Raw genomic sequence first — 20,749 nt, 5'->3', positions numbered from 1 at the left:
TCGTGGTGCGCTTGCTTCGGCGAAAATGGTCGTTTTCGCCGACGACGAGCCTAGCCGTGCGGCCCGCCGGCCCGCCCGGGCAGGTGGTGCTCGGCGGGCCGCGGTGCTAACTTGCCGGGAATGCGCGGTCGGTTTCCTTTCGCCAGAACGCTTTCGGCCTTGGCGGCCCTGCTGGTGCTCCCGCTGATCGCTCCGGCCGCGGCCTCCGCGTCGCCGGGCCGCGAGTGCGCCACACCGTCGATCGACCGGCTGCAGCAGTGGCTGGCCAGCGGCGAAGGGACGACGGTCCCGGCCACCGGGAGCCTGCTCGTGCCCGCGGGGCGCGGGTACGCGGCCGAGGTGACGTTCCTGAACGCGGAATGGCACGTGGCCGTGGTGTGGCTGGGCAACCGGTTCGAAGCGCAGGCCGACCTGTCCCGGTCGGCGGGATTCCTGCTGACCTACCGCGCGACCGACGACCTGTACGTCCAGCTGCGCCCGGCGTCCCACTGGAGCGGCGGCGACAAGTGGCTCACGCCGGTCCCGTCGACCGGCGGCCGGCTGGTGACGAGGTTCTTCAGCTTCTCGCCGCGCCGGTGGACGTCCCTGCCGGAGCTGGGGACGCCCTCGTACTCGTTCGCTTCGGCGCTGCGGGAGGCGCGGGGGCTGGTGTTCGTCGGGAAGACGCCGAACGAGCTGGAGTTCCGTGGCCTGCGCATCGACGGCTACCGGCCGCCCTGCCTCTGACGGGAGCCGGCGGAAACTGTCGGTGCCCTGTGTGACACTGCGGGCGTGATCATCGTCTTCGAAGCCGAGCTGTGGGAATGGGATGCCCGGCGCGCCGACAGCTGGGTCTTCGTCAGCCTGCCCGCCGACGCGTCGGAGGACATCCGCGAGCTCTCCGCCGAGCCGCGGCGCGGCTTCGGTTCGGTGCGCGTCCGGGTGACGATCGGCGCCACGAGCTGGCAGACCTCGATCTTCCCGGACGGTTCGCGCGAGGCCTACGTCCTGCCCCTCAAACGGGCGGTCCGGGACGCCGAAGGCCTCGGCGTGGGGGACACCGGCACCGTGACCGTGGAGCTCGTCGACTTCTGAGCGGGCGATCCGGCGAAACGTGATCGGCCGCGGAACGGATCTGTCATGATGCGGACACAGGCCCCGAACCGCGCAAGGGAGACACGATGTCCGCCCAGATGGACGAGCTGATCGCCCAGTTCCAGCACTTCCAGAGCAAGGTGCGGCAGGCCGAGGCCCGCTTCGCCGGCGTCGGCGACATGCAGGAGCGGATCGCCCGGCTGGAGACCACCGTCACCTCGCCCGACGGGACCGTGACCGTCACCGCGGGCGCCGGCGGCACCATCACCGACCTGCGGCTCACGGCCGGGGCCACCCGGGTCGAGGCCGGCCAGCTGACCGCGACGATCATGCAGACCATCCGCCGGGCGGCGGCCGGGGCCGCGCAGCAGCAGGCCGGCATCGTGGACGAGACCTTCGGCGACGCGTTCGGCGTGGACGTCTCGGCGCAGGTGCGCGAAGCCCAGGCGGCGGCGTTCGGAACCGCGGCGGCCGAGCCCGCGTCGGAGCAGGAGCCGCGGCAGCCGTCGCGGCCCGTCCGCCGGGCAAGCCGGCGACCGGACGACGACGACTTCGACCAGGGCCCCATCCTCCGCCGATCCTAGGAACCCGCGATGACAGAAGGAATCCAGACGAACGTCGGCGCGATCTCCGCCTACGCCAAGCAGCTGCCGTTCTACGAGCAGGAGGCGGACAAGTTCGGCGCGAAGATCGACGCCGCCGACGTCACGAACGAAGCGTGGGGGCTCGTCGGCCTCTTCGCCAAGCAGGGCTACACCGACCGCCTCGCCGAGCTGCGCTCGCTGCTGACCGACCTCAAGGACGGCGTGGACGGGTTCACCACCAAGCTCACCAAGGCCGCGGAGATGTACCAGGGCACCGAAGACGCCGGCAAGGTCGCCTTCGGGCGGTACGAAGCGGAAATCGACGCGATCGGGCAGGGCGAATGACCGAGCCGAAGAAGAGCATCGCCGACGCGCTGAACGTCGAAGCCTACGACGAGAGCACGGGCGCCAACCTCGACCGCGCCGCCGGGTACGTGCCGGTGGCCGGCACCGCCTACAAGGCCGGCAAGAAGATCGGCGAGCACGCCCGGCAGGCCGCGGAGGCCGACGGCCCGGGCGAGCTGGCGTCCGCGGGGGCCGCGCTGGTCGGCGACGGCGCGGCGTTCGTCGGCGCCGCCGCCGGCGACATGGTCACCTTCGCCATGGACCCGATCGGCTGGCTGGTCAGCCACGGCCTGAACATGCTGCTCGAGCTGGTCCAGCCGCTGCAGGACGCGCTGCACCAGGTCACCGGCGACGGCCCGGCCATCGGCCACGCCTCGGAAAACTTCGTCACGATCGCCCAGGGCTTCGTCGCGCTCGCCGACGACTTCGAGCGCACCGGCGACACCGCGCTGGCGGAGTGGGTGGACGAGGCGGGCAACGCGGCGAAGGAAGCCCTCGGCGACTTCTCCTCCGGCATCCGCGGCATCGGCTCGGCCGCCGGTTCGGTGGCCGAGGTGCTGCAGATGTGGTCGATGGTCATGGTGGTCATCGAAGAGGTGATCAAGGGGATCATCACCGAGCTGGTGTCCTGGCTGATCACGCTGTGGCTGCCCGCGCTGGCCGCGTCGGTGATCAGCTTCGGCGGCTCGGTCGCGGCCGCGATGACCGCGTCCATCGCCAAGGCGGCCAGCGTGCTGCAGAAGGTGACGCGCTACCTCGGCAAGTTCGGCAAGCTGCTCGACAAGTTCATGGAGTTCCTGGTCAAGTACTCCGGGAAGCTCGAGGTGTTCACCCGCAAGCTGCGCATCGGCGTGATGCCCGGCGAGACGAAGTTCGGCTTCGGCGCGGTCGCCGAGGGCTGGCAGCCGAGCAACCGGGCGCTCACGACGATGTTCGGCACTTCGGCCGGCGTCAAGCCGTTCCTCGCCGGCGCGGGCGTGAAGGCCGGCATCGGAGCGGGCAAGGGTGCTTTCGCCGAAGGCAAGGAAGCCGTCACACCCGAGGGGGACGAACCGTGGTTCGACAAGAGCGAGATCGGCGGGGACCGGAGCCCCGAGGAGACGCGCAAGGATCTCGACATCTAGACGTCCGCGCGGCCGAATTCCACGACCGCGTCGAAAGCTGGTCGCAGGAGACCCGGGTCCGGCCCGGGTTCCGGGAGCGGGTCGAGGCGCTGACGCGGGACCGGTGGCGCGAACCGGTCATCGTGCTGCACTTCGGCGACACCGACGTGGGCTACGACGTCCCCGGCCGCCGCCGGGACGGCACCGTCGTGGGGAAGCGGCTCGTCCGGCGGTTCTTCTGGAACATCCTGCGCGGGATCGGCGCCGCGGTGTTCGGCGTCTTCGCCCTGGCCCACGGCGAACGGCCGGGACTGCCGTTCCAGCGGGTGATCGGCGTGACGGGCCCGGAGAACGCGATGGCGCTCGACCTGGCCGACCGGCTCCGGTCCGTGGAGGGTGCGTGGCTGGCGTGCTCGCCGTCGTGTCTCGCGGTGGTGGACACCGGGCCGACCACCACCGACCCGGCCGACGCACCGCCGCCGCGGATCGTCTGGGAAGCACGCAAGCCGCAGGCGCCGGAGCTCAGCTTCCGCAAGAGCACGCTGACCTGGCCGGACGGCTCGATCTTCCGGCTGCCCGTGCAGGGCCGCACCGAGCAGCAGCACCTGCGGAAGTTCCTCGAGTTCCCGGACATCATCCACTGGAACGGCCGCTAGGGCCCGGCCGCGGCGCCGGGAGGAACGGGTGGCTCGGTCCTAGTCCGCGCAGGCGAGGCGGGCCCAGACGACCTTGCCGTCGTCGTGGTGGCTCACACCCCAGTCGAGGGCGAGTTCGTCGACGAGCAGCAGGCCCCGGCCACCGGAGCGGCTCGGCACCCGCAGCCGCGGTTCGCCGGTACCGGTGTCGGCGACGGCCACGGTCACCTCGCACGGGTCGTTCGCGAGGTGCAGCCGCAGCTGCTGGGGGCCGGTGGCGTGGACGTAGGCGTTCTCCAGCAGTTCGCCGACCACGATCACGGCATCGACCCGGTCGGCGTCGGCGAGCGAAGCCAGCTTGGCCTGGGCCCACCGGCGCGCGACGGCCAGCCCCGAGGGGTCTCCTCCGGCCACGTCCAGCACCTGCCATCCCGGCTCGTGTGCCGCGCCCCAGTTCACTTGCACCGTGTGACTCCTCCTTGTCCGGAGGGCCTACCCGGGAAACCGGCCGATACTCCTCCGGCCGCCGGAAAAGGTGCTAGGGGCGCCCGATCCGCCAGAGGAACGCCGCGCGCAGAGCCTCGATGAGGGCTTCGTCGTCGACTTCGGTGGGACGCTCGCCCATCGGCAGCCAGACGCGTTCGTCCGGGATGCCGGCGATGACGCGCGTGAGGGTGACGCCCGGATAGGTGAGCGTTTCACGACCGCCGTCGACGTCGGAGACGACGACGTGCCGGGACTCCGCCCGGACGAGCACCTGCCGCTGGTCGTTCATGTCGCGCGTCTTCCCGAACCGAAAGCGTTGCCGCCGTCCAGCATAGACACGCGAAGCGGCGAGCACCTTCGGTCGAACAGCGGATTCTCGTTCACGTCAGCTCAAAAACCACCGCGCAGCAACATCTCCGCTGGCGGACACGGCATGCTCCGAGGGGGAGGAGAGCACGCCGTGCCCGTGCTCCGAACGGTACGCCGTGGCCCGGCCGGCGGCGGTCGAACCACTCGTACGCCGGAACAGCCGGCGGTGACGGCGTGGTGGCCCGGGCGGCGTACGTTCGAGGTAATTCCGCCGCGTACCCGTGCGTCGGCGAGCGGACGCCGGGTACACAGGGAAGTTCGGGATCTGGCGGGAGTTCTCGGATGACATTGCGGAACGAGGCCACTTCACCACCCGGAGTCCACAATTCCGTCGGCGGCGACGCGGCCGGGGCGGTGCTGCAGGCCGGGACGATCACCGGTGACGTGTGGATCGCCGGCCCACGCAGACCGGAGGAGTCCCCGGTACCCCGGCAGCTGCCGGCGGCGCCGTCGCACTTCACGAGCCGGGCCGACGAACTCGCGGCCTTGGACGACGTCGCCGGGGAAGACACCGGTGGCCGCCCGGCGCTGGCCGTGCTGACCGGGCCGGGTGGCGTCGGCAAGACCGCCCTCGCCGTCACCTGGGGCGCCCGGCACGCAGGCAGCTTCCCCGACGGTCAGCTCTACGCCGACCTGCGGGGGTTTTCGCCGGGGACCGCGATCGTCCCGGAGGAGGCGCTCGGTGCGTTCCTGCGCGCGCTGGGGGTGGCGCCCGAGCGCGTCCCGCCCGACGTGGCCGAGCAGGCGGCCCTGTTCCGGACCAGGACAGCGGGCAGACGGCTGCTGGTCGTGCTGGACAACGCGTTTTCGGCGGCCCAGGTCCGCCCGCTGGTGCCCGCGTCGGCCGGCTGCCTGGTGCTCGTGACCAGCCGCCTGCGGCTGGACGGGCTCGTGGCCGAAGGCGCGCGGTTCCTGGACGTGGCGCCCCTTTCGCAACCGAAGGCCGTCGAGCTGGTGGTGCGGGCCGTGGGCCGGTCGAGAGTCGCCGGTGAGCTGGCCGCGGTCGCGGAGCTGGCGGTGCTCTGCGGACGCCTGCCGATCGCGCTGCGCGTCGCGTCGGCCCGGCTGGCGTCCCGGCCGCGGTGGCCGGTCGCGCGGGTGGTGGCCGAACTCGGCGACGAACGATCCCGGCTGAGCCGGCTTTCGGCGGAGGGGGACGCCCCGGTGGCGGCGATGTTCGACTGGTCGTACCGGGCGTTGCCGCCGACGGCCGCGACGCTGTACCGGCTGCTCAGCGAGTTCCCGGGTGCGTCCTTCGGCGTCGACACGGCGGTGGCGGCGACCGGCCTGACCGAACCGGCGGCGGCCGACGGGTTGCAGCTCCTGGTGGACGCGAGCCTCCTGGAAGAGGTCGACGAGCTCAGCTTCCGGTTCCACGACCTGGTCCGCCTGCACGCCCGCGCCCAGCGCGACGCCGGGCGGTCCGAGGTGGTTCCCCGGGTGGCGACCTGGTTCCTGCACGAGATGACGCGGGCGAACCTGGTCGTCATCCCGTTGCGCTGGCGGATCAGCCCGGTGTGCGAGCAGTACCGCACCGCACCGCCCGCGTTCGGCTCGGGACGGGAAGCGCTCGACTGGCTCGACGGACAGCTGCCGAACGTGCTGGCGGTGCTGGAGGCAGCCGGCGAACGGCAGCACGACCGGCTGGCGTGGCAGCTGTGCGAGGCCCTGTGGGAGCTGTTCCTGCACCGGAAGCACTTCGCCCGCTGGTTGCGGTCGCACGAGATCGGCATCGCGGCGGCGCAGCGCTGCCGGGACGCGGTCGCGGAGTCGCGGCTGCGCTGCCAGCTCGGCCGCGCGTACCTGGACCTGGGCCGGTTCGAGGACGCGGAACGCGAATGCGCTCGCGCGCTGGAACTGGCGCGCGCGGCGGGGAGCCGGCACAACGAATCGGTGGCGCTCGACCAGCTGGGCACGGCGGCGCAGGGCCGCGGCGACGTTCCGGCGGCGGTCTCGTGCTATTCCGCCAGCCTGGAGATCGAACGGGAGCTGGGCATCGACCGCGGCGTCGCCCAGCGGCACCGCCGCATCGGCGAGGTGCTGATGAAGGCGAACCGCCCGGGCGAAGCGGCGGAACACCTCCGACGCGCCCGCCGGATGTTCGCCGACTTGGGGGACGAGAAGGACGAGGCGAAGGTCTTGGTGGGGCTGGCCCGCTTGGACGCCCGCGGTGGCGACGTCGCCTCGGCGAAGCGTCGCCTGGAGCGGGCGCGGCGGGTGCTGGCGGAGGCGGGCTCGGCGTTCTACCAGGCGGACGTCCTGGTCGGGTTCGCCGACGTGGCGGAGTGCGATGACGACCCGAGGGCGGCCCGCGGTCACCTCGCCGAGGCGTTGGCGCTGTACGAGCAAGTGGGCGGGCCGCAGGTGGAGCGGGTTCGCGCCCGGCTGCGGCGGTACGACGCCGAGATCGCGGAGCCGCCGGTCGAGAGTCCACCCCCGCCGGCCGGCGAATGACGGCGCGGGTGCCGGCGAAGACGGACATCCGTCAGGCCCGGGCGCTGTCCACGCCCGGCGGTGACGAAGCTGCCCGCCGCGCCGGAGTGACGGTCACCCGTCCGGCCGGCTTCGGGGCCGCGGAACGACCGGCCGGGGCACGAGCCGCGGAAGTGGCGCGGGGGAGAGCGGGACCGCTCGCGCCGGTTCGGGGAGCCCGAGCAGGTCGTACATCTCCTTCCGGAGGATCTTCCCGGCTTCCCCGGGGCGCGAGGTCAGCAAGCCGGCGATCCGGGCGCCGAGCCCCCGGCCTTGCGCGTCGGCGGCGGCGCGGAGCTGGGGGAGCAGCGGCCGCGTGGGGTCCCACCGCGGGGTGTGCTCGGCCAGGACGGCGGCCGGGCTGCCTTCGAGCAGCGGCTGAAGGCCGTGCGGAAGCCGCAGGACGGGGGTGCCGAGGCCGGCCGCGAACGTGCCGACCGAGGTGTAGTCGGCCAGCACGTAGTCGGCGGCGGCGACCGCACCGCGCCAGTCGGTGTGCGGCTTCAGCACGCGGAGCCCCGCGTCGATGGCGTCGGAGAGCCAGCCGAGCACCTGCCCGGCGCCGTGCTGCGACCAGATCTGCGGGTGGAGGGACGCCACGACCCGGAACCGATCGCGCGGCGCCGCTTCGACGACCTCGCGGAAGAGCTCCGGATTGCGGCCGAAGCCCGACCGGGGTGACCAGGTGGAGGTGACCAGCAGGACTTCCCGGTCGTCCGTGACGCCGAGGGCACGCCGGTGCTGCTCACGGTGTTCCGCGGTGGCGACGAGCCGGTCGAAGGCGATGTCACCGCCGACGAAGGCGTGCGGCAGGGCCTCCGGGCAGAACCGGGCGAGGAGATCCCGTTCCCGTTCGTGCGTGAGCGCGATCCGGTCGGGGCGGACCCGGCCGTCTCGCATCAGCTGCGCGGGGTGGAGGCCGGTGACGAGCGCGCCGTCGCTGTCGGTCCGGTGGGGGCGGTACTGCCCGAGCCCGCCACCGTGCGGAACGAGGAGCACGGGCCCCAGCACGTCGTCGACACCGCGAGTGCTCCCGGCGAGCACCAGCCCGTGAGTGACCCGCCGCACCTGCGGCATGGTCAGCAGAACCCCGCCGTCGGCACGGATGAGTTCGGCGGCGTCCGGCCGGTCCTCGCCGTTCTCCGGCACGGCGTAGACACGCATCACCTGGTGGTCGGCATCGATGAGCGGGACGAGGTCGTTGAGCCTGAGCAGCGCGACCACGTGCGGGGCGAAGATGAGGACGGGCAGGCCGAGCCGGGTGGCCCAGTGCTCCGGTGCCAGTACTCCCTCATCGTCGTTCATCGCGGCCACCCCTCCCGGCGTGAGGCGTAGCGCAGCGCCCCGGCCCGGCTGGCCAGTGCCGGGAGCGGGCGGGGGAACGGTCTCCGGTCGGCGGGGACGGCGACTTTCACGGTGCCTCCTGGAACGGGATCGGCGGCATCGCCGATGCGTCGGACATGGGTCGGGCGGTCGCGGGGCGCAGGCCGGCGCTGGGGCCGGCGGTGTCGCGGACAACCCTGTCCTGGGGAGAGGCACTGACAGACCGGCCGGCGGATTTGTGGCCCGTTGCCGGTCTGGGTGGCTCTGAGTCACCCGATATAGGTGAATTCATGTTCCCGGAGAGATGATTCGGGGTCTCCAACCGGACGGCGGCACCAACCCCCGGTCGGGGAGTCGTATGCTGGCGCCTCGGCAGTAAGTCCGCGCTCGTGTCACGTGGAGCGGAGGTTATTGCCTTGCGGAAGCGGTCCCTGGTGGCAGCCGGGGGCCGCTTTTTTATCCTTGGTTCATCAGTCGTCCAGCCTTTCGAGCGTCCGTTCGATCAGCGCCGGTGTTTCTTCAGGAGAAAGCGCTGCGTCCTCCAATTTGTAGAAGATCTGGATGAACTCGACAGCCTTCACGGCTCCGGTGACATCGTCGAAGAACTGGTCTCCATTGGGCTGTTCCAGGTTGAGGAACAGGTCGTTGGACTGCTCGGACAGCTGAAGGAGCTCGAACGAGCTCTGCATGCCGCTGACCCAGCCTGCCTGGTAAGGCAGGACCTGCACGGACACGTTGGGCCGCTGAGCGACCTCCAGCAGATGGCGCAACTGGATCCGCCAGCCGTCGACATCGGTGATGCGTCGGTGCAGCACCGACTCGTCGAGGATGAAGAAGTGCTCGAGTTCGGGATCTTCCAGCCGCTTTTGCCGCTGGGTCCGCATCTTCACCTTCCGTTCCGCGACCGAGGGATCGCTGGACCCCTTCACCAGGGAACGGGTGTACTCGGGGACTTGGAGCAGCCCTGGTACCAGGTGCAGCTGGTACTGACGCAGGATCACGGCGGCTGCTTCGAGGCCGAGGAACTTCACGAACTCCGGGCTGTTGGTGCGTTTGTACTCGTCCCACCAAGCCGGCTGCCGGCCGTCCTTCGCCATCTGGACGTATTTCTCCACGCGGTCGCGGTCGGTGATGCCGTAGTGCAGCAGGAGGGCTTTCAGGTCGGTGATCGACAAGCCCACCTGCCCGCTCTCGATGCGGTTGAGCTTCGAGAGCGACCAGTCCAGCGCGTCCGCGACGTTCTGCTGGGTCAGCTGCAGAGCCTCCCGTGCCTCCCTTATCTCCGCCAGCACTCGCCGTTGGCTAGCCACTGGCGAATGCGCCCTAGTCATGATCGTTCTACTCCCGTCGGTTCGGTATGCCACGCGGCGAGGTGCCACATAGCAGAACGATAGCAGTCGGTATGAGCTACGTCACTCCGACACGGGGCCAAGAGCGAGGCGGAGATTTGCCGGGTGGCAGGCAGGTGTGAGGCGTCGCGCTCCCCGGCAGGAAAAAACCCTGGTGAACCCGGTCGTCCGGGGCCACCAGGGTGGGAACGGAGTGGTCTAGGAGTGATCCCGCAGGAACGCCTTCCAGGCCTCTCGGCTGAAGGTCAGCTGGGGGCTGATGAACTTCGAGTCGCGGAGATGCACTCGCCCGCGGGCGGTGGCGACCTCGACGCAGTTGTTTCCCTCGCCGGTGCTGCTGGCTGAACTCTTCACCCATGCCAACAGGGGGGCTTCGGTCTCGGTTGAAGGCTGCCCGACCTGCTCGGCCACGTGCGTCCCCCGGTTCTCGAAAGGCGCGTACCGGCCAGCCGGGCGGCGGTGGGCCGGAGTATCGCGTGAAAGTGTTCGGAGCGTAACTGCGGAACGTGACGGTTCGACACCGCCGAGAGAAGGATAGCCCATGGTCCACCGGTTTGTTGTGGAGCGATTCCGGGTCAGAAACCTGACATTTCGCGGACATCGTCGATCGCCTGCACATGCACAATTCCGTGCAGATGAACGTTCGCCCGAGGTCGCCTGGAGCACGAGTGGATGGCTTGGTGCACTTGGGAATCCGAAGCCGGCGCGAGCGGTGACCACGAATTCCGGGAACGCCGCCGAAATTCGGTCTAGAACTCCAGCTGCTCGGTCTTCCGCGGCATCAGCAACAACGCCCCCACCGACAAGACCGCCACCGCCAACAGTCCCAAAAACACATAGTGCGTCGCATCCGCCAACGCCCCGCGCACGAACACCGCGGCCGGCGAATCGGCCGGGTGCCCGCCCAGCACCAGGCTCGTCGCGTCGACCGACGGTGGCAGCGGACCCACCTCCGCCGGCGGGTTCGCGAACCGGGACGCCAGCGTCGCGTTGGCGATCGCCCCGAAGACCGCCGCCCCCACCGCGCTCCCCAGCGAGCGGCTGAACAGGTTCGTCGCCGTCACCACGCCACGGCGGTCCCAGCCCACCACCGACTGGATCGCCACCAACGTCGGGCTCGCCGCCAGGCCCAGGCCCACCCCGAGGACGAACGCCGCGAACGCCGCCGCCCAGAGTGACGAACCCGCGCCGAGAAGAGCCACCAATACGCCGCCGGCGATGATGAACACGCTGCCGATCAACGCCGTGTCGCGGAAGCCGATGCGCAGGTAGATCTTGCCCGCCAGCGACGCCGAAATCGGCCAGCCGACCGTCAGGGCCGCCACCGCGAACCCCGCCACCAGCGCGCCCGCGCCGAGCACCCCCTGTGCGTACGTCGGCAGGTACGACGTCAGGCCCATCAGGACCGCGCCGACCACCAGCGCCACCAGGTTGCCGCCCACCAGGACCCGCCGGGTGAACACCCAGAGCGGCAGCACCGGCTCGGCCGCGCGCTTCTCCGCCAGCACGAACGCCACCAGCATCAGCGCGCCCGCGACGAAGATCCCGACGCTCGGCAGCGAGCCCCACGCCCACGCGACGCCGCCCTCGAGCAGGCCGAGGATGACCAGGGAACAGCCGATGGTGAGCAGCGCGGCGCCCAGGTAGTCGACCTTGTGGGGCTTGCGCTCGACGTGCTCGGCGAAGTTGCGGAACAGCATCAGCGCCGCGATCGCGCCCAGCGGCAGGTTGATGAAGAAGATCCAGCGCCAGTCCAGGTACTCGGCGAAGACGCCGCCGAGCGTCGGGCCGACCACCGAAGCCACGCCCCAGACGCTGGCCACGTAGCCCTGCACCCGCGCGCGTTCCTCCACCGTGTACAGGTCGCCGATCACCGTCATCGACATCGGCTGGATCGCTCCGGCGCCGATGCCCTGGACCGCCCGGGCGGCGATCAGCACCGGCATGCTCCACGCCGCACCGCAGAGCACCGAACCGACCAGGAACGCCGCGATCCCGAAGAACATCACCGGCCGCCGGCCGAGCACGTCGGCGAACTTGCCGTAGAGCGGCACCGTCACGGCCTGGGTGAGCAGGTAGATCGAGAACAGCCACGGGAACTGCGCGAAGCCGCCGAGGTCACGCACCACCGACGGGACGGCGGTCGCGATGATCGTGCTGTCCAGCGCGACCAGCGCCGTGCTGAGCATGACCGCGATCAGCACCGGCCCGCGTTCGGACCGGAAGCCGACCCCCTTCGGGGCGGCGGATGTCGTCATCGGCGGGGTGCTCCTCGGGACGGTCATGACCGGGGTCAACTACTTTGCAGTCCTAAGCATTCCATCCCGGTGGCACCGGCCCCAGCGAATTTCCCGGCGCCCGTGGCGCAAGATGGACAGGATGAGCGACTGGATCCGGCCGATCGGGCGGGGCTGGGTGGTCCGCGACGCGGTCCCCGGCCCCGACGTCGACGAGTTCGCCGAGCCCGAGCGCGTGATCGCGGCGCTGGCCGCGCCCGGAGCCGCCGACAGCCTGCTGGCCGTGCAGCACCCGGCCCGCACCCCTGCGGCCCTGGCGCGTGGTCTCGACCTGATGGCCGCCGTCCCCATCGCCCGCGCCGTGCTCGAACGGCTCCGCAAGCGGTCCTACCGGCCGGTCCGCGACGTCGTCGCGCCGTACCGGATCGAAGGGCCGGACGGGGTGGCGCTCGGCCTGCTCTGCCTGGTCGACCCGGCGGCGGTGACCGACGACGGCGCCGCGCGCGTCCGCCACACCGAGGACGTCTACCCCGACGTCGTCGCCGAACGGGCCGCGGTGCTCGCCGGGCTGGGCTGCGCGACCAGCGCGGCGCTGCTCGTCCCGGCCGGCGCCGGCGCGGAGCTGACCGAGCAGGTCGAACAGGCCTGCGCCGGCCTCGGCCTGCCCGATCTGTCCACTTCGGACGCGGCCGGGCGGCGGCACGACCTGTGGGTGGTGCCCGAAGGGCCGCTGCAGAGCCGGCTGCTGGCCGCGGTCGCCGGCACGGACCTCCTGGTCGCCGACGGCAACCACCGCGTGGCCGCCGCGGCGGCGGCCGGCCACGGCGCGCTGCTCGCCCTGGTCACCGCGGGACCGGCGCTGGAGATCGGCGCGATCCACCGCGTCCTCACCGGCACCGGCCTCGGCCCCGAAGACCTGGTGTCCCGCTGGTGCGAGGCCGGGCTGGACGTCCGCTACGACGAACAAGCCGTGCCGGTCACCGGCGAGGTCGTGGTGCGCGCCGGCGCGGCCGTGCTGCGGATCCCGCTCCCGGCCGTGGCCGGGCCCGGGCCCGTGATCGACCACGAGATCGTCGAGCAGGTCCTGTTCGCCCGCGCGCTCGGCGTCGACCCCGACGGGCCGTGCGTCCGCCCGCTCCCGGCCGGCCGCCCGCTGCCGCCGGACGCGGACGCGGTGGTGCTGCTGGCCCCGGTGAGCTACGCCGACGTCCTCGCGGTGCACGCGGCCGGGCGCCGGATGCCGCGGAAGGCCACGTACTTCACGCCGAAGCCGCGCAGCGGGCTCGTGCTGGCGGAGCTTTAGCGGGCGTCCTACCAGTTCAGAACCCGGCCGGGGCGCAGCCGGGCGAGCAGCTCCATCAGGCTCCCGTGACGCCGTCGATGGCCTCTCGCAGGAAGTCCGCGTGGCCGTTGTGCCGGGCGTACTCGTGGATCATGTGCAGCATCACCAGCCGCAGCGAGACGTCCTCGCCCCAGCGCGGCTGGTGGCCGGTGACGTCCAGGGACTCGGCCGCCTCTTCGATCTTGCGTGACTGCTCGACCTCGGCCTGCCACGCCTCGAAGGCTTCCGCACGCGTGGACGAACTCGCGTCGTAAGCGGCCTGGAAGTCCCCTTCGGGCGACCACCGCAGCGGGACGTCCTCGGCGTTGATCACCCGCCGGAACCAGGTGCGCTCGACCTCGGCCATGTGCCGGACCAGGCCGAGCAGCGAAAGCGTCGACGGCGGGCTCGACGCCCGGCGGAGGTCCTCGTCGGACAGTCCGTCGCACTTCATCGCGAGGGTGGCGCGGTGGAAGTCGAGGAAGGTGCGCAGCATTTCGCGCTCGCCGCCGGTCAGGGGCGGTGCGGGGCGTTCGGTGGTCACGAAGGAGTGTGTATCACGACCGGAAATGTCGTACCCGTGATTTAAGCTCGCGCGGTGGACTTGCCCGTCATGCCGCCGGTGCGGCCGATGCTCGCGAAAGCGGTGCACGAGGTACCTCGTGCACCGGGGCTGCTCTACGAGCCCAAGTGGGACGGCTTCCGCTGCGTCGTGTTCCGCGACGGCGACGAGATCGAGCTCGGCTCCCGCAACGACCGCCCGCTGACCCGCTACTTCCCGGAGCTGGTGGAGCTGCTGGCCGCCGCGCTGCCGCCCCGCTGCGTCGTCGACGGCGAGATCGTGCTGGTCACGCCGGCCGGGCTGGACTTCGAGGTGCTGCAGCTGCGGCTGCACCCGGCGGCTTCGCGCGTGCGCAAGCTCGCCGAGGAGACGCCGGCCAGCTTCGTCGCCTTCGACCTGCTCGCCCTCGGCGACACCGACCTCACCGAGGAGCCGTTCCGCGAGCGGCGCAAGCAGCTCGAAAGCATCCTCCGCACGGACGCCGAAGGTCTGCAGCGCATCCACCTGACCCCGCTGAGCGAGGACCCCGGCCAGGCCGAAGACTGGTTCACCCGGTTCGAGGGCGCGGGCTTCGACGGCGTCATGGCGAAGCCCGGCGACCTGCCGTACGAGCAGGACAAGCGCGTCATGCTGAAGGTCAAGCACGAGCGCACGGCCGACTGCGTCGTCACCGGCTTCCGCTGGCACAAGGACGGCGCCGGCGTCGGTTCGCTGCTGCTCGGGCTGTTCGACGACGAGGGCGTCCTGCACCACGTCGGGGTGGCCAGCAGTTTCACCAAGGCGCGGCGGGCCGAGCTGGTCGAGGAACTGGCGCCGCTGCGCGAGAACGCACTCGAGAACCACCCGTGGCGGACCTGGGCCGAATACGAGCCCGAGCCAGGCCGCCAGCCGGGCGCGAACAGCCGGTGGGCCCCGCAGAAGGACCTCTCGTGGGAGCCGCTGCGCCCGGAGTGGGTGGCCGAGGTCCGCTACGAGCACCTGCAGGGCGGCCGGTTCCGGCACGGCGGGCGGCTGGTCCGCTTCCGGCCCGACCGCACGCCGGAGTCCTGCACGTACGCCCAGCTCGACGAGGCACCGCCCGCCGAGCTCGCGAAGCTGTTCGGGGAGGCGCGATGAGCGGGGCGGTCCTGCTCGACGTCGACGGCGTCGAGGTCAAGATCAGCAGCCCGGACAAGGTCTACTTCCCGGAACGCGGCGAGACGAAGCTCGACCTCGTCGAGTACTACCGGGCGGTGTCCGGGCCGCTGCTGGCCCGGCTCGGCGGGCGTCCGCTGCTGCTGGAGCGCTACCCGGACGGCGCCGGCGGCAAGAACTGGTTCCAGAAACGCGTCCCCAAGGGCGCGCCGCCGTGGCTGACCACCACGGTCGTCTCGACGCCGAACGGCACGACGAGCGACGCGCTGGTGGCGAAGGACCTCGCCCACATCCTCTGGGCGGTGAACCTCGGCTGCCTCGGCTTCCACGTCTGGCCCTACCTCGCCGACACGCCCGAGATCACCGACGAACTGCGCGTCGACCTCGACCCGTCGCCCGGCATCGGGTTCGACGAGCTGCGCGAAGCCGCGGTGCTGACCAGGGAGTTCCTGGCCGAGCACGGCATCGAGGGGCACCTGAAGACGTCGGGTTCGCGGGGGCTGCACCTGTACGTGATGCTCGAGCCGCGCTGGGACGGCCTCCAGGTGCGGGCGGCCGCGGTCGCGCTGGCGCGGGCCCTCGAACGCCGGCACCCGGAGAAGGTCACCGCGCAGTGGTGGAAGGAAGAACGCGGCACGCGCGTGTTCGTCGACTTCAACCAGAACGCCCCGCACAAGACCGTGTTCGGCACCTGGTGCGTGCGCCCGCGCGTCGGCGGCCAGGTGTCCACCCCGATCGGCTGGGACGAACTGGACACCGTCGATCCCGGCACGCTGACGCTGAGCACGGTGCCCGCGCGGGTCGCCGAGCGCGGCGATCCGTGGGCCGGGGCGGGGGAGCGGCCGCAGTCGATCGAGCCGCTGCTGGAGATGTCCGAACGCGACCTGGCGGCCGGGCTGATGGACGCGCCGTGGCCGCCGGTGTACCCCAAGATGCCCAACGAGCCACCGCGCGTGGCGCCGAGCCGGGCGAAGAAGGCGTGATCAGGGTGGCCCGAGACGCCGGTGGAGCTGGCTCCACGCGGTGAGGGCCACCAGAGCGGTGAGCCCGAACACCGCCGCGGACCCGAGGCCCGCGGCCGCCGCGCCGGCCAGCGGCGAGGCGACGGTCTGGCCGGCGCCGAGACCGGCGAACGACCACGTGATGCCCCGGGCGGGCCGCGCCGGGAAGAGGCGGGCCGCCCAGAGGATGCACAGCCCGGTCAGCGCCATGTAGGTGCTGCCGAACAGCGCGCCGGAAAGCAGGGCGAGGGGCACGCCCGGGTCCGGCAGGGCAAGGAGGGCGATGCCCGCCGCGGCGAGGGTCCACGTCACGAGGTTGACCGTCCGCAGGCCCACGCGCCCGGCCGCCCGCCCCGCCAGGCCGCCGAGCAACCCGGCCACGCCGATCGCGGCCCAGCACCAGGTCGCCGCCACCGGGCTCAGCCCGGCTTCGGCGAGCCGGGAGCTGGAGAACGTCCAGTACGGCGCGCTCGTCACGCCGATGAGGACGGAGTTGACCACGAGCGGGACCATTCCGCCGCCGGGACCGGAGCTCGCCGGGACGTCGGCGGGCCCGGGTGAGTGCGGCAACGTCCGCCACGCGATCAGCGCCACGGCCACGCCGAGGGCGGCGAACGCGGACCAGATCACCGGCCAGCCGAACGCGAGCAGGGGAGTGAACGCCGACGCGGCCAGGCCCAGCCCGGTTCCGGTGTTGGCCCAGGTCTGCGCCCGGTCGCGGGTGCGCGCCCCGGCGGTCTCGCCGATCAGCTGCGCGACGCCCGGCGAGACGAGGCCCGCGCCGGCCCCCGCGACGGCGATCCCGGCCCCGAAGACCGCGACGTGCGGCGCGAGAGCCATGAGGCCGAGCCCGAGCGTCGCCGCCGCCGCGGCCAGCAGCACGGTGCCGCGTGCCGACCGCGCGGACGTTCTCGGGGCGAGCAGCAGCCCGAGGCCGTACCCGGCGGTGGACACGCCGCCGAGCACGCCGACGCCGACCGCCGTGAGCCCGAACGTCTCGCTGAACCGCGGCACGAACGGCCCGAACGCGTACCGCGCGAACCCGTAGCAGAGGGCGATCACGACCGCGCCGATCGCGGCCGTGGACCACCAGCGGTCCGTCTTCGTCTGCATCACCACGCCATCCACCAAACAGACAGGTCTGTCTGGTGTCAAGCGATGGTACGATCACCGCAGGTGAAGACCTATACCGATCTGTTCGGAGGACTGCGGTGGCCCGGACCCGTCCCGGAGATGCGGGCGCGAAAGTGCTCAAAGCCGCGTCGACGCTGTTCTACCGCGACGGCATCCACGCCGTCGGCGTCGACACGGTGGCGGCCGAAGCCGGGGTGACGAAGGCGGCCCTCTACGGCAATTTCGGGTCCAAGAGCGGGCTCGTCGTCGCGTACCTGCGGGAGCGTGACCGGCGGTGGCAGGAGGAGGTCGACCGGATCACCGCCGCGCACCCCGATCCGCGGGAACGGGTGCTGGCGGTCTTCGACGCCTACGAAGCCTGGGTGGCACGCGACGGCTACCGCGGCTGCGCCTTCCTGAACGCGACCTCCGAGTTCCCCGACCCCGCCGACCCGGTCCGTGAGGTGGTCCGCCACCACAAGACCGCGTTGCACGGCTACCTGCGGGCCCAGCTCCGGCGCGGCGACCCGGAGCGCGCCGACGTCCTGGCCGACGAGCTGATGCTCCTGCTGGAGGGCGCCGCGGTCACGTCGGTGGTCGCCCAGGGCGCGCAGCCGTTCGAGACCGCCAAGCGGCTCGCGCGGACGTTGACCGCCTAGATCCCCAGGTCGAGCACGAGCTGGCTGCGGTCCTCGCCGACGCCGGACAGCGTCGCGACGCACGCCGGGCACGGCGTGAGCTCGGCGGTGGCCAGGTCCACGGGTTTCCAGCTGCGGGACTCGCGCTCCCCGCAGGCCGACCGCCGGTAGCGGAGATCGCCCGAGCGGGTCATCAGGTGGGCCAGGGGGACGTCTTCGGGCAGCACGCCGACCAGGTACCAGCGTGGTGCGCTCACCGCGGTGGTCGTCATGGCGGCCAGTGTCCGTCGCGGTGCCCGGGGTCCGAGCGCATTTGCCGATCTTCGGCGTGGCGGGGTGCTCAGGCCTGGTCGGGCAGGTACCGCAGGACGTGCAGCAGGCCGCGTTCGTCCACGGTGTCCGGGTCTTCGGCCAGGCAGCCGCCGAGGTCGGCGAGCACGGCGTCGGTGTCGATCCCGGCGCCGATCAGCACCAGCTCGGTCCGCCGCGGTTCGCCCGGCGGCCAGGCCGACCGCTCCAGCTGAACGAACCCGCCGACGGTGTGCAGGTGGAAGCGCGATTCGGGGCCGGCGGGGCCGAAGTCGGCTTGGCCCTTCATCCGGTAGAGCCCGGCCGGCCGCCGCTCGAGGAACTCGACGAAGGCGCGCGGCGCCAGCGGGGTCGCGGCCGTGAAGGTGACCGTCTGGTACTCGGCGTGCAGGTGCCGCGAGTGGTCGTGGTCGTCCTCGCGCAGGTCGTCGAACGACAGCTGCCCGGCCCGTTCGCCCCGGGGTTCGGGGTCGAAGAACAGCCGCGGGTCGACCCGACCGTGCTCGGTGACCAGCAGCGGGCGGCCCGGCGCGAGCTCTTCGACGGTCGCGGTGAGCTTCGCGAGCGCCCCGGCGGACACCCGGTCGGCCTTGTTCAGCACCACGAGGTCGGCCAGCCGGAGGTGGTCGGCCAGTTCGGGGTGGCGTTCGCGGGCGGCCTCGAACTCGGCGGCGTCGACCACCTCGGCGAGCCCGCCGTAGCGGATGTCGGGGTTCTCACTGGCGATCATCAGCCGGATGAGGTCGCGGGGCTCGGCGATGCCGCTGGCTTCGACGACGATGACGTCGATGCCCGCCTCCGCGCTCGAAAGCTTCGCGAGCATCGCGTCCAGCCCGCTGGCGTCGACGGCGCAGCACAGACAGCCGTTGCCGAGCGAGACCATCGTGTCGACCTGGCCGGCGACGGCGAGCGCGTCGACGTTCACCCGGCCGAAGTCGTTGACCACGACGCCGACCCGGGCGCCTTCGCGGTTGGCGAGCAGGTGGTTGAGCAGCGTCGTCTTGCCCGCGCCGAGGAACCCGGCGACGAGGACCACGGGGATGCGCCTGGCGTGCACGAAACGTCCTTCCTCTGCCGATCACCGCGACTCTAACGCCGGTGCCCATACACGGCAGGCCGACCCCGGTGAAGGCCGTTCGGCGAATGCCCACGAAAAGACGCAGGCGGCCGCGCGGGAAAGGATCACGCGAATTTTGCCGCCCGGGGTGATCGATTGACGGAAAACGCGTTGTGCCATGTCCGAATAACTCTTGGTAGTAGTTGTTTTTTCGGCGTTTCACCTGCGTGCGCCGGTATTCCGCGATCGCCGGGACGTCGTTCCCGAGTGGGGGATCCCGCCTCGCTGAACCTGGGGTATCCTCCCCCGCCTGGCCGGAGTTCCCAGGGCAGTGGGAACTTCCGGCCGGCAGTGTCGTCGGTGACTCTCGGAGGAACGGTGAACCTTTTCGTCGGGCTGCAGATCGCGATTTCGGAGAGTGGGGAACCGCGGTGACCGTTACACCCGAGCGGGTGACGCCCTCGCTGCCGCTTTACCCACAGCGTGTCTCCCAGGAGCAAAGCGTCAATTCCGCGGAAGCGGAAGAATTCCTGGACCGGATGTTCGCCGAAGGTGCCGCGGAAGAGGGCGAGCGGTTCGAGACCCGGCTGGCCGCGGTTCGCGCGGAAATCCAGGAAACCGGCACCTACCGGCACACCCCGGCCGAGCTGGCGTACGGCGCGCGCGTCGCGTGGCGCAACTCGGCGCGCTGCATCGGCCGGTTGTACTGGCGTAGCCTGCGCATCCGGGACCGGCGCCGGGTCACCGACCCCGCCGCGATCGCCGGCGAGTGCGTCGCCCACCTCCGCCAGGCCACCCGGGGTGGGCGGATCCGGCCGACGATCACCGTCTTCGCGCCGGACGCACCGGGCGCGCCGGGCCCGCGGATCCACAACGAGCAGCTGATCCGCTACGCCGGGTACCGCTTCGAAGACGGCTCGGTCCTCGGCGACCCGCGCTACGCCGAATTCACCGAGCAGGTGCGAAGACTCGGCTGGCGGCCGCCGGAGCGAAGAGGTTCCTTCGACGTCCTGCCCCTGCTGATCGAGGCCGTGCCCGGCGAGCCGCGGCTGTTCACCCTGCCGCCGGACGTCGTCCTGGAGGTCCCGCTGACCCACCCGGACCACCGCTGGTTCGCGGGGCTGGGGCTGCGCTGGCACGCGGTGCCCGCGATCAGCGACATGCCGCTGGAGATCGGCGGCGTCACCTACCCGGCCGCGCCGTTCAACGGCTGGTACCTCGGCACCGAGATCGGCGCCCGGAACCTGGCCGACGAGCAGCGCTACGACCTGCTGCCGGTCGTCGCCGAGCTGATGGGCCTGGACACCGCGTCCGAGCGCACGCTGTGGCGCGACCGGGCGCTGGTGGAGCTGACGCTGGCGGTGCAGCATTCCTTCGACGCCGCCGGGGTCACGATGGCCGACCACCACACCGAATCGCGCCGGTTCCTGTCCCACCTGGAACGCGAGGAGCGGGCCGGGCGCCGGTGCCCCGCGGAGTGGAGCTGGATCGTGCCGCCGTTGTCCGGTGGGCAGACCGCGGTTTTCCACCGCTACTACGACGAACCGGACCCGGCGGAGCGACCGGCGTTCCTGCCGCCGCCGTGAGGGCTGCGGAGAGTAGCGTGCGAGCGCCCGTTCGGCGGATCGTGGGCGACC

The 20,749-nt window shown here is 71.8% G+C and carries 22 protein-coding genes; 12 read left to right on the top strand and 10 right to left on the bottom strand.

What is annotated here, in order from left to right; all coding sequences use genetic code 11:
• Positions 1-120 precede the first annotated feature (120 nt).
• The 6 genes from AB0F52_RS24895 to AB0F52_RS24870 all read left to right on the top strand — a co-directional run bounded on the left by AB0F52_RS24895 (position 121) and on the right by AB0F52_RS24870 (position 3,762).
• Positions 121-726 (top strand): hypothetical protein, encoded by a 606-nt coding sequence (locus tag AB0F52_RS24895; RefSeq protein WP_360175475.1) that lies wholly within the window; start codon positions 121-123, stop codon positions 724-726.
• A 45-nt stretch (positions 727-771) separates the two neighbouring features.
• Complete coding sequence (locus AB0F52_RS24890; RefSeq protein WP_360175472.1) at positions 772-1,074, top strand: DUF1905 domain-containing protein; 303 nt, start codon at positions 772-774, stop codon at positions 1,072-1,074.
• An 86-nt stretch (positions 1,075-1,160) separates the two neighbouring features.
• Positions 1,161-1,658 carry a YbaB/EbfC family nucleoid-associated protein gene (locus AB0F52_RS24885; RefSeq protein ID WP_360175469.1) on the top strand — a complete coding sequence of 166 codons (498 nt, stop codon included), beginning with the start codon at positions 1,161-1,163 and terminating at the stop codon, positions 1,656-1,658.
• A 9-nt stretch (positions 1,659-1,667) separates the two neighbouring features.
• The gene (locus AB0F52_RS24880) at positions 1,668-2,003 is read left to right on the top strand and encodes a hypothetical protein (RefSeq protein WP_360175466.1); all 336 of its coding nucleotides are present in this window, start codon (positions 1,668-1,670) and stop codon (positions 2,001-2,003) included.
• Positions 2,000-3,127: a hypothetical protein gene (locus AB0F52_RS24875; RefSeq protein ID WP_360175463.1), complete on the top strand. Its 1,128-nt coding sequence runs from the start codon at positions 2,000-2,002 to the stop codon at positions 3,125-3,127. The genes AB0F52_RS24880 and AB0F52_RS24875 overlap by 4 nt, the downstream gene beginning before the upstream one ends.
• A gap of 89 nt (positions 3,128-3,216) precedes the next feature.
• Positions 3,217-3,762, top strand: a complete 546-nt coding sequence (locus AB0F52_RS24870; RefSeq protein WP_360175895.1) for a hypothetical protein — start codon at positions 3,217-3,219, stop codon at positions 3,760-3,762.
• Between the two features lie 39 nt (positions 3,763-3,801).
• On the opposite strand, the gene AB0F52_RS24865 is transcribed toward AB0F52_RS24870, so the two are convergent.
• Complete coding sequence (locus AB0F52_RS24865) at positions 3,802-4,206, bottom strand: ATP-binding protein (RefSeq protein WP_360175460.1); 405 nt, start codon at positions 4,204-4,206, stop codon at positions 3,802-3,804.
• A gap of 73 nt (positions 4,207-4,279) precedes the next feature.
• Entirely contained in the window at positions 4,280-4,516 is a 237-nt protein-coding gene (locus tag AB0F52_RS24860; RefSeq protein ID WP_103338844.1) for a hypothetical protein, read from the bottom strand.
• A 362-nt stretch (positions 4,517-4,878) separates the two neighbouring features.
• Between AB0F52_RS24860 and AB0F52_RS24855 the strand changes: the two genes are divergently transcribed.
• Entirely contained in the window at positions 4,879-7,050 is a 2,172-nt protein-coding gene (locus AB0F52_RS24855; RefSeq protein WP_360175455.1) for a tetratricopeptide repeat protein, read from the top strand.
• A 93-nt stretch (positions 7,051-7,143) separates the two neighbouring features.
• Here AB0F52_RS24855 and AB0F52_RS24850 read toward each other — a convergent pair whose 3' ends face one another.
• The 4 genes from AB0F52_RS24850 to AB0F52_RS24835 form a co-directional block, all read right to left on the bottom strand.
• Positions 7,144-8,373: a hypothetical protein gene (locus AB0F52_RS24850; protein WP_360175452.1), complete on the bottom strand. Its 1,230-nt coding sequence runs from the start codon at positions 8,371-8,373 to the stop codon at positions 7,144-7,146.
• 488 nt (positions 8,374-8,861) lie between these two features.
• Positions 8,862-9,683 (bottom strand): helix-turn-helix transcriptional regulator, encoded by an 822-nt coding sequence (locus AB0F52_RS24845; RefSeq protein ID WP_360175449.1) that lies wholly within the window; start codon positions 9,681-9,683, stop codon positions 8,862-8,864.
• Between the two features lie 255 nt (positions 9,684-9,938).
• Complete coding sequence (locus tag AB0F52_RS24840; RefSeq protein ID WP_360175446.1) at positions 9,939-10,151, bottom strand: DUF397 domain-containing protein; 213 nt, start codon at positions 10,149-10,151, stop codon at positions 9,939-9,941.
• Between the two features lie 338 nt (positions 10,152-10,489).
• On the bottom strand, positions 10,490-11,998 hold the full coding sequence (locus AB0F52_RS24835) for an MDR family MFS transporter (protein WP_360175443.1): 1,509 nt from the start codon (positions 11,996-11,998) through the stop codon (positions 10,490-10,492).
• 121 nt (positions 11,999-12,119) lie between these two features.
• On the opposite strand from AB0F52_RS24835, the gene AB0F52_RS24830 reads away from it, so the two are divergent.
• Positions 12,120-13,280 (top strand): DUF1015 family protein, encoded by a 1,161-nt coding sequence (locus AB0F52_RS24830; RefSeq protein WP_360175440.1) that lies wholly within the window; start codon positions 12,120-12,122, stop codon positions 13,278-13,280.
• A 55-nt stretch (positions 13,281-13,335) separates the two neighbouring features.
• Here the strand turns inward: AB0F52_RS24830 and AB0F52_RS24825 are convergent, their stop codons facing one another.
• Positions 13,336-13,842 carry a DinB family protein gene (locus AB0F52_RS24825; RefSeq protein ID WP_360175437.1) on the bottom strand — a complete coding sequence of 169 codons (507 nt, stop codon included), beginning with the start codon at positions 13,840-13,842 and terminating at the stop codon, positions 13,336-13,338.
• A 54-nt stretch (positions 13,843-13,896) separates the two neighbouring features.
• Here AB0F52_RS24825 and AB0F52_RS24820 point away from each other — a divergent pair, with 54 nt between their 5' ends.
• Positions 13,897-14,976: an ATP-dependent DNA ligase gene (locus AB0F52_RS24820; RefSeq protein ID WP_360175434.1), complete on the top strand. Its 1,080-nt coding sequence runs from the start codon at positions 13,897-13,899 to the stop codon at positions 14,974-14,976.
• Entirely contained in the window at positions 14,973-15,977 is a 1,005-nt protein-coding gene (ligD, locus tag AB0F52_RS24815) for a non-homologous end-joining DNA ligase (RefSeq protein WP_360175432.1), read from the top strand. The genes AB0F52_RS24820 and ligD overlap by 4 nt, the downstream gene beginning before the upstream one ends.
• Here ligD and AB0F52_RS24810 read toward each other — a convergent pair whose 3' ends face one another.
• Positions 15,978-17,108: an MFS transporter gene (locus tag AB0F52_RS24810; protein WP_360175429.1), complete on the bottom strand. Its 1,131-nt coding sequence runs from the start codon at positions 17,106-17,108 to the stop codon at positions 15,978-15,980.
• A gap of 98 nt (positions 17,109-17,206) precedes the next feature.
• Between AB0F52_RS24810 and AB0F52_RS24805 the strand changes: the two genes are divergently transcribed.
• Entirely contained in the window at positions 17,207-17,767 is a 561-nt protein-coding gene (locus AB0F52_RS24805; RefSeq protein ID WP_360175426.1) for a TetR/AcrR family transcriptional regulator, read from the top strand.
• On the opposite strand, the gene AB0F52_RS24800 is transcribed toward AB0F52_RS24805, so the two are convergent.
• Positions 17,764-18,018 (bottom strand): hypothetical protein, encoded by a 255-nt coding sequence (locus AB0F52_RS24800; RefSeq protein WP_360175423.1) that lies wholly within the window; start codon positions 18,016-18,018, stop codon positions 17,764-17,766. The two genes, AB0F52_RS24805 and AB0F52_RS24800, sit on opposite strands and share 4 nt — an antisense overlap.
• A gap of 68 nt (positions 18,019-18,086) precedes the next feature.
• A complete protein-coding gene (locus AB0F52_RS24795; RefSeq protein WP_360175420.1) occupies positions 18,087-19,112 on the bottom strand; it encodes a GTP-binding protein in 1,026 nt (341 codons plus the stop codon).
• A gap of 452 nt (positions 19,113-19,564) precedes the next feature.
• On the opposite strand from AB0F52_RS24795, the gene AB0F52_RS24790 reads away from it, so the two are divergent.
• Entirely contained in the window at positions 19,565-20,698 is a 1,134-nt protein-coding gene (locus AB0F52_RS24790; protein ID WP_360175892.1) for a nitric oxide synthase oxygenase, read from the top strand.
• The last annotated feature ends 51 nt before the right edge of the window (positions 20,699-20,749 follow it).

The organism is Amycolatopsis sp. NPDC024027 (genome assembly GCF_040638975.1).
GTDB lineage: Bacteria > Actinomycetota > Actinomycetes > Mycobacteriales > Pseudonocardiaceae > Amycolatopsis.
This window is presented reverse-complemented; position numbering and strand designations above follow the sequence as displayed.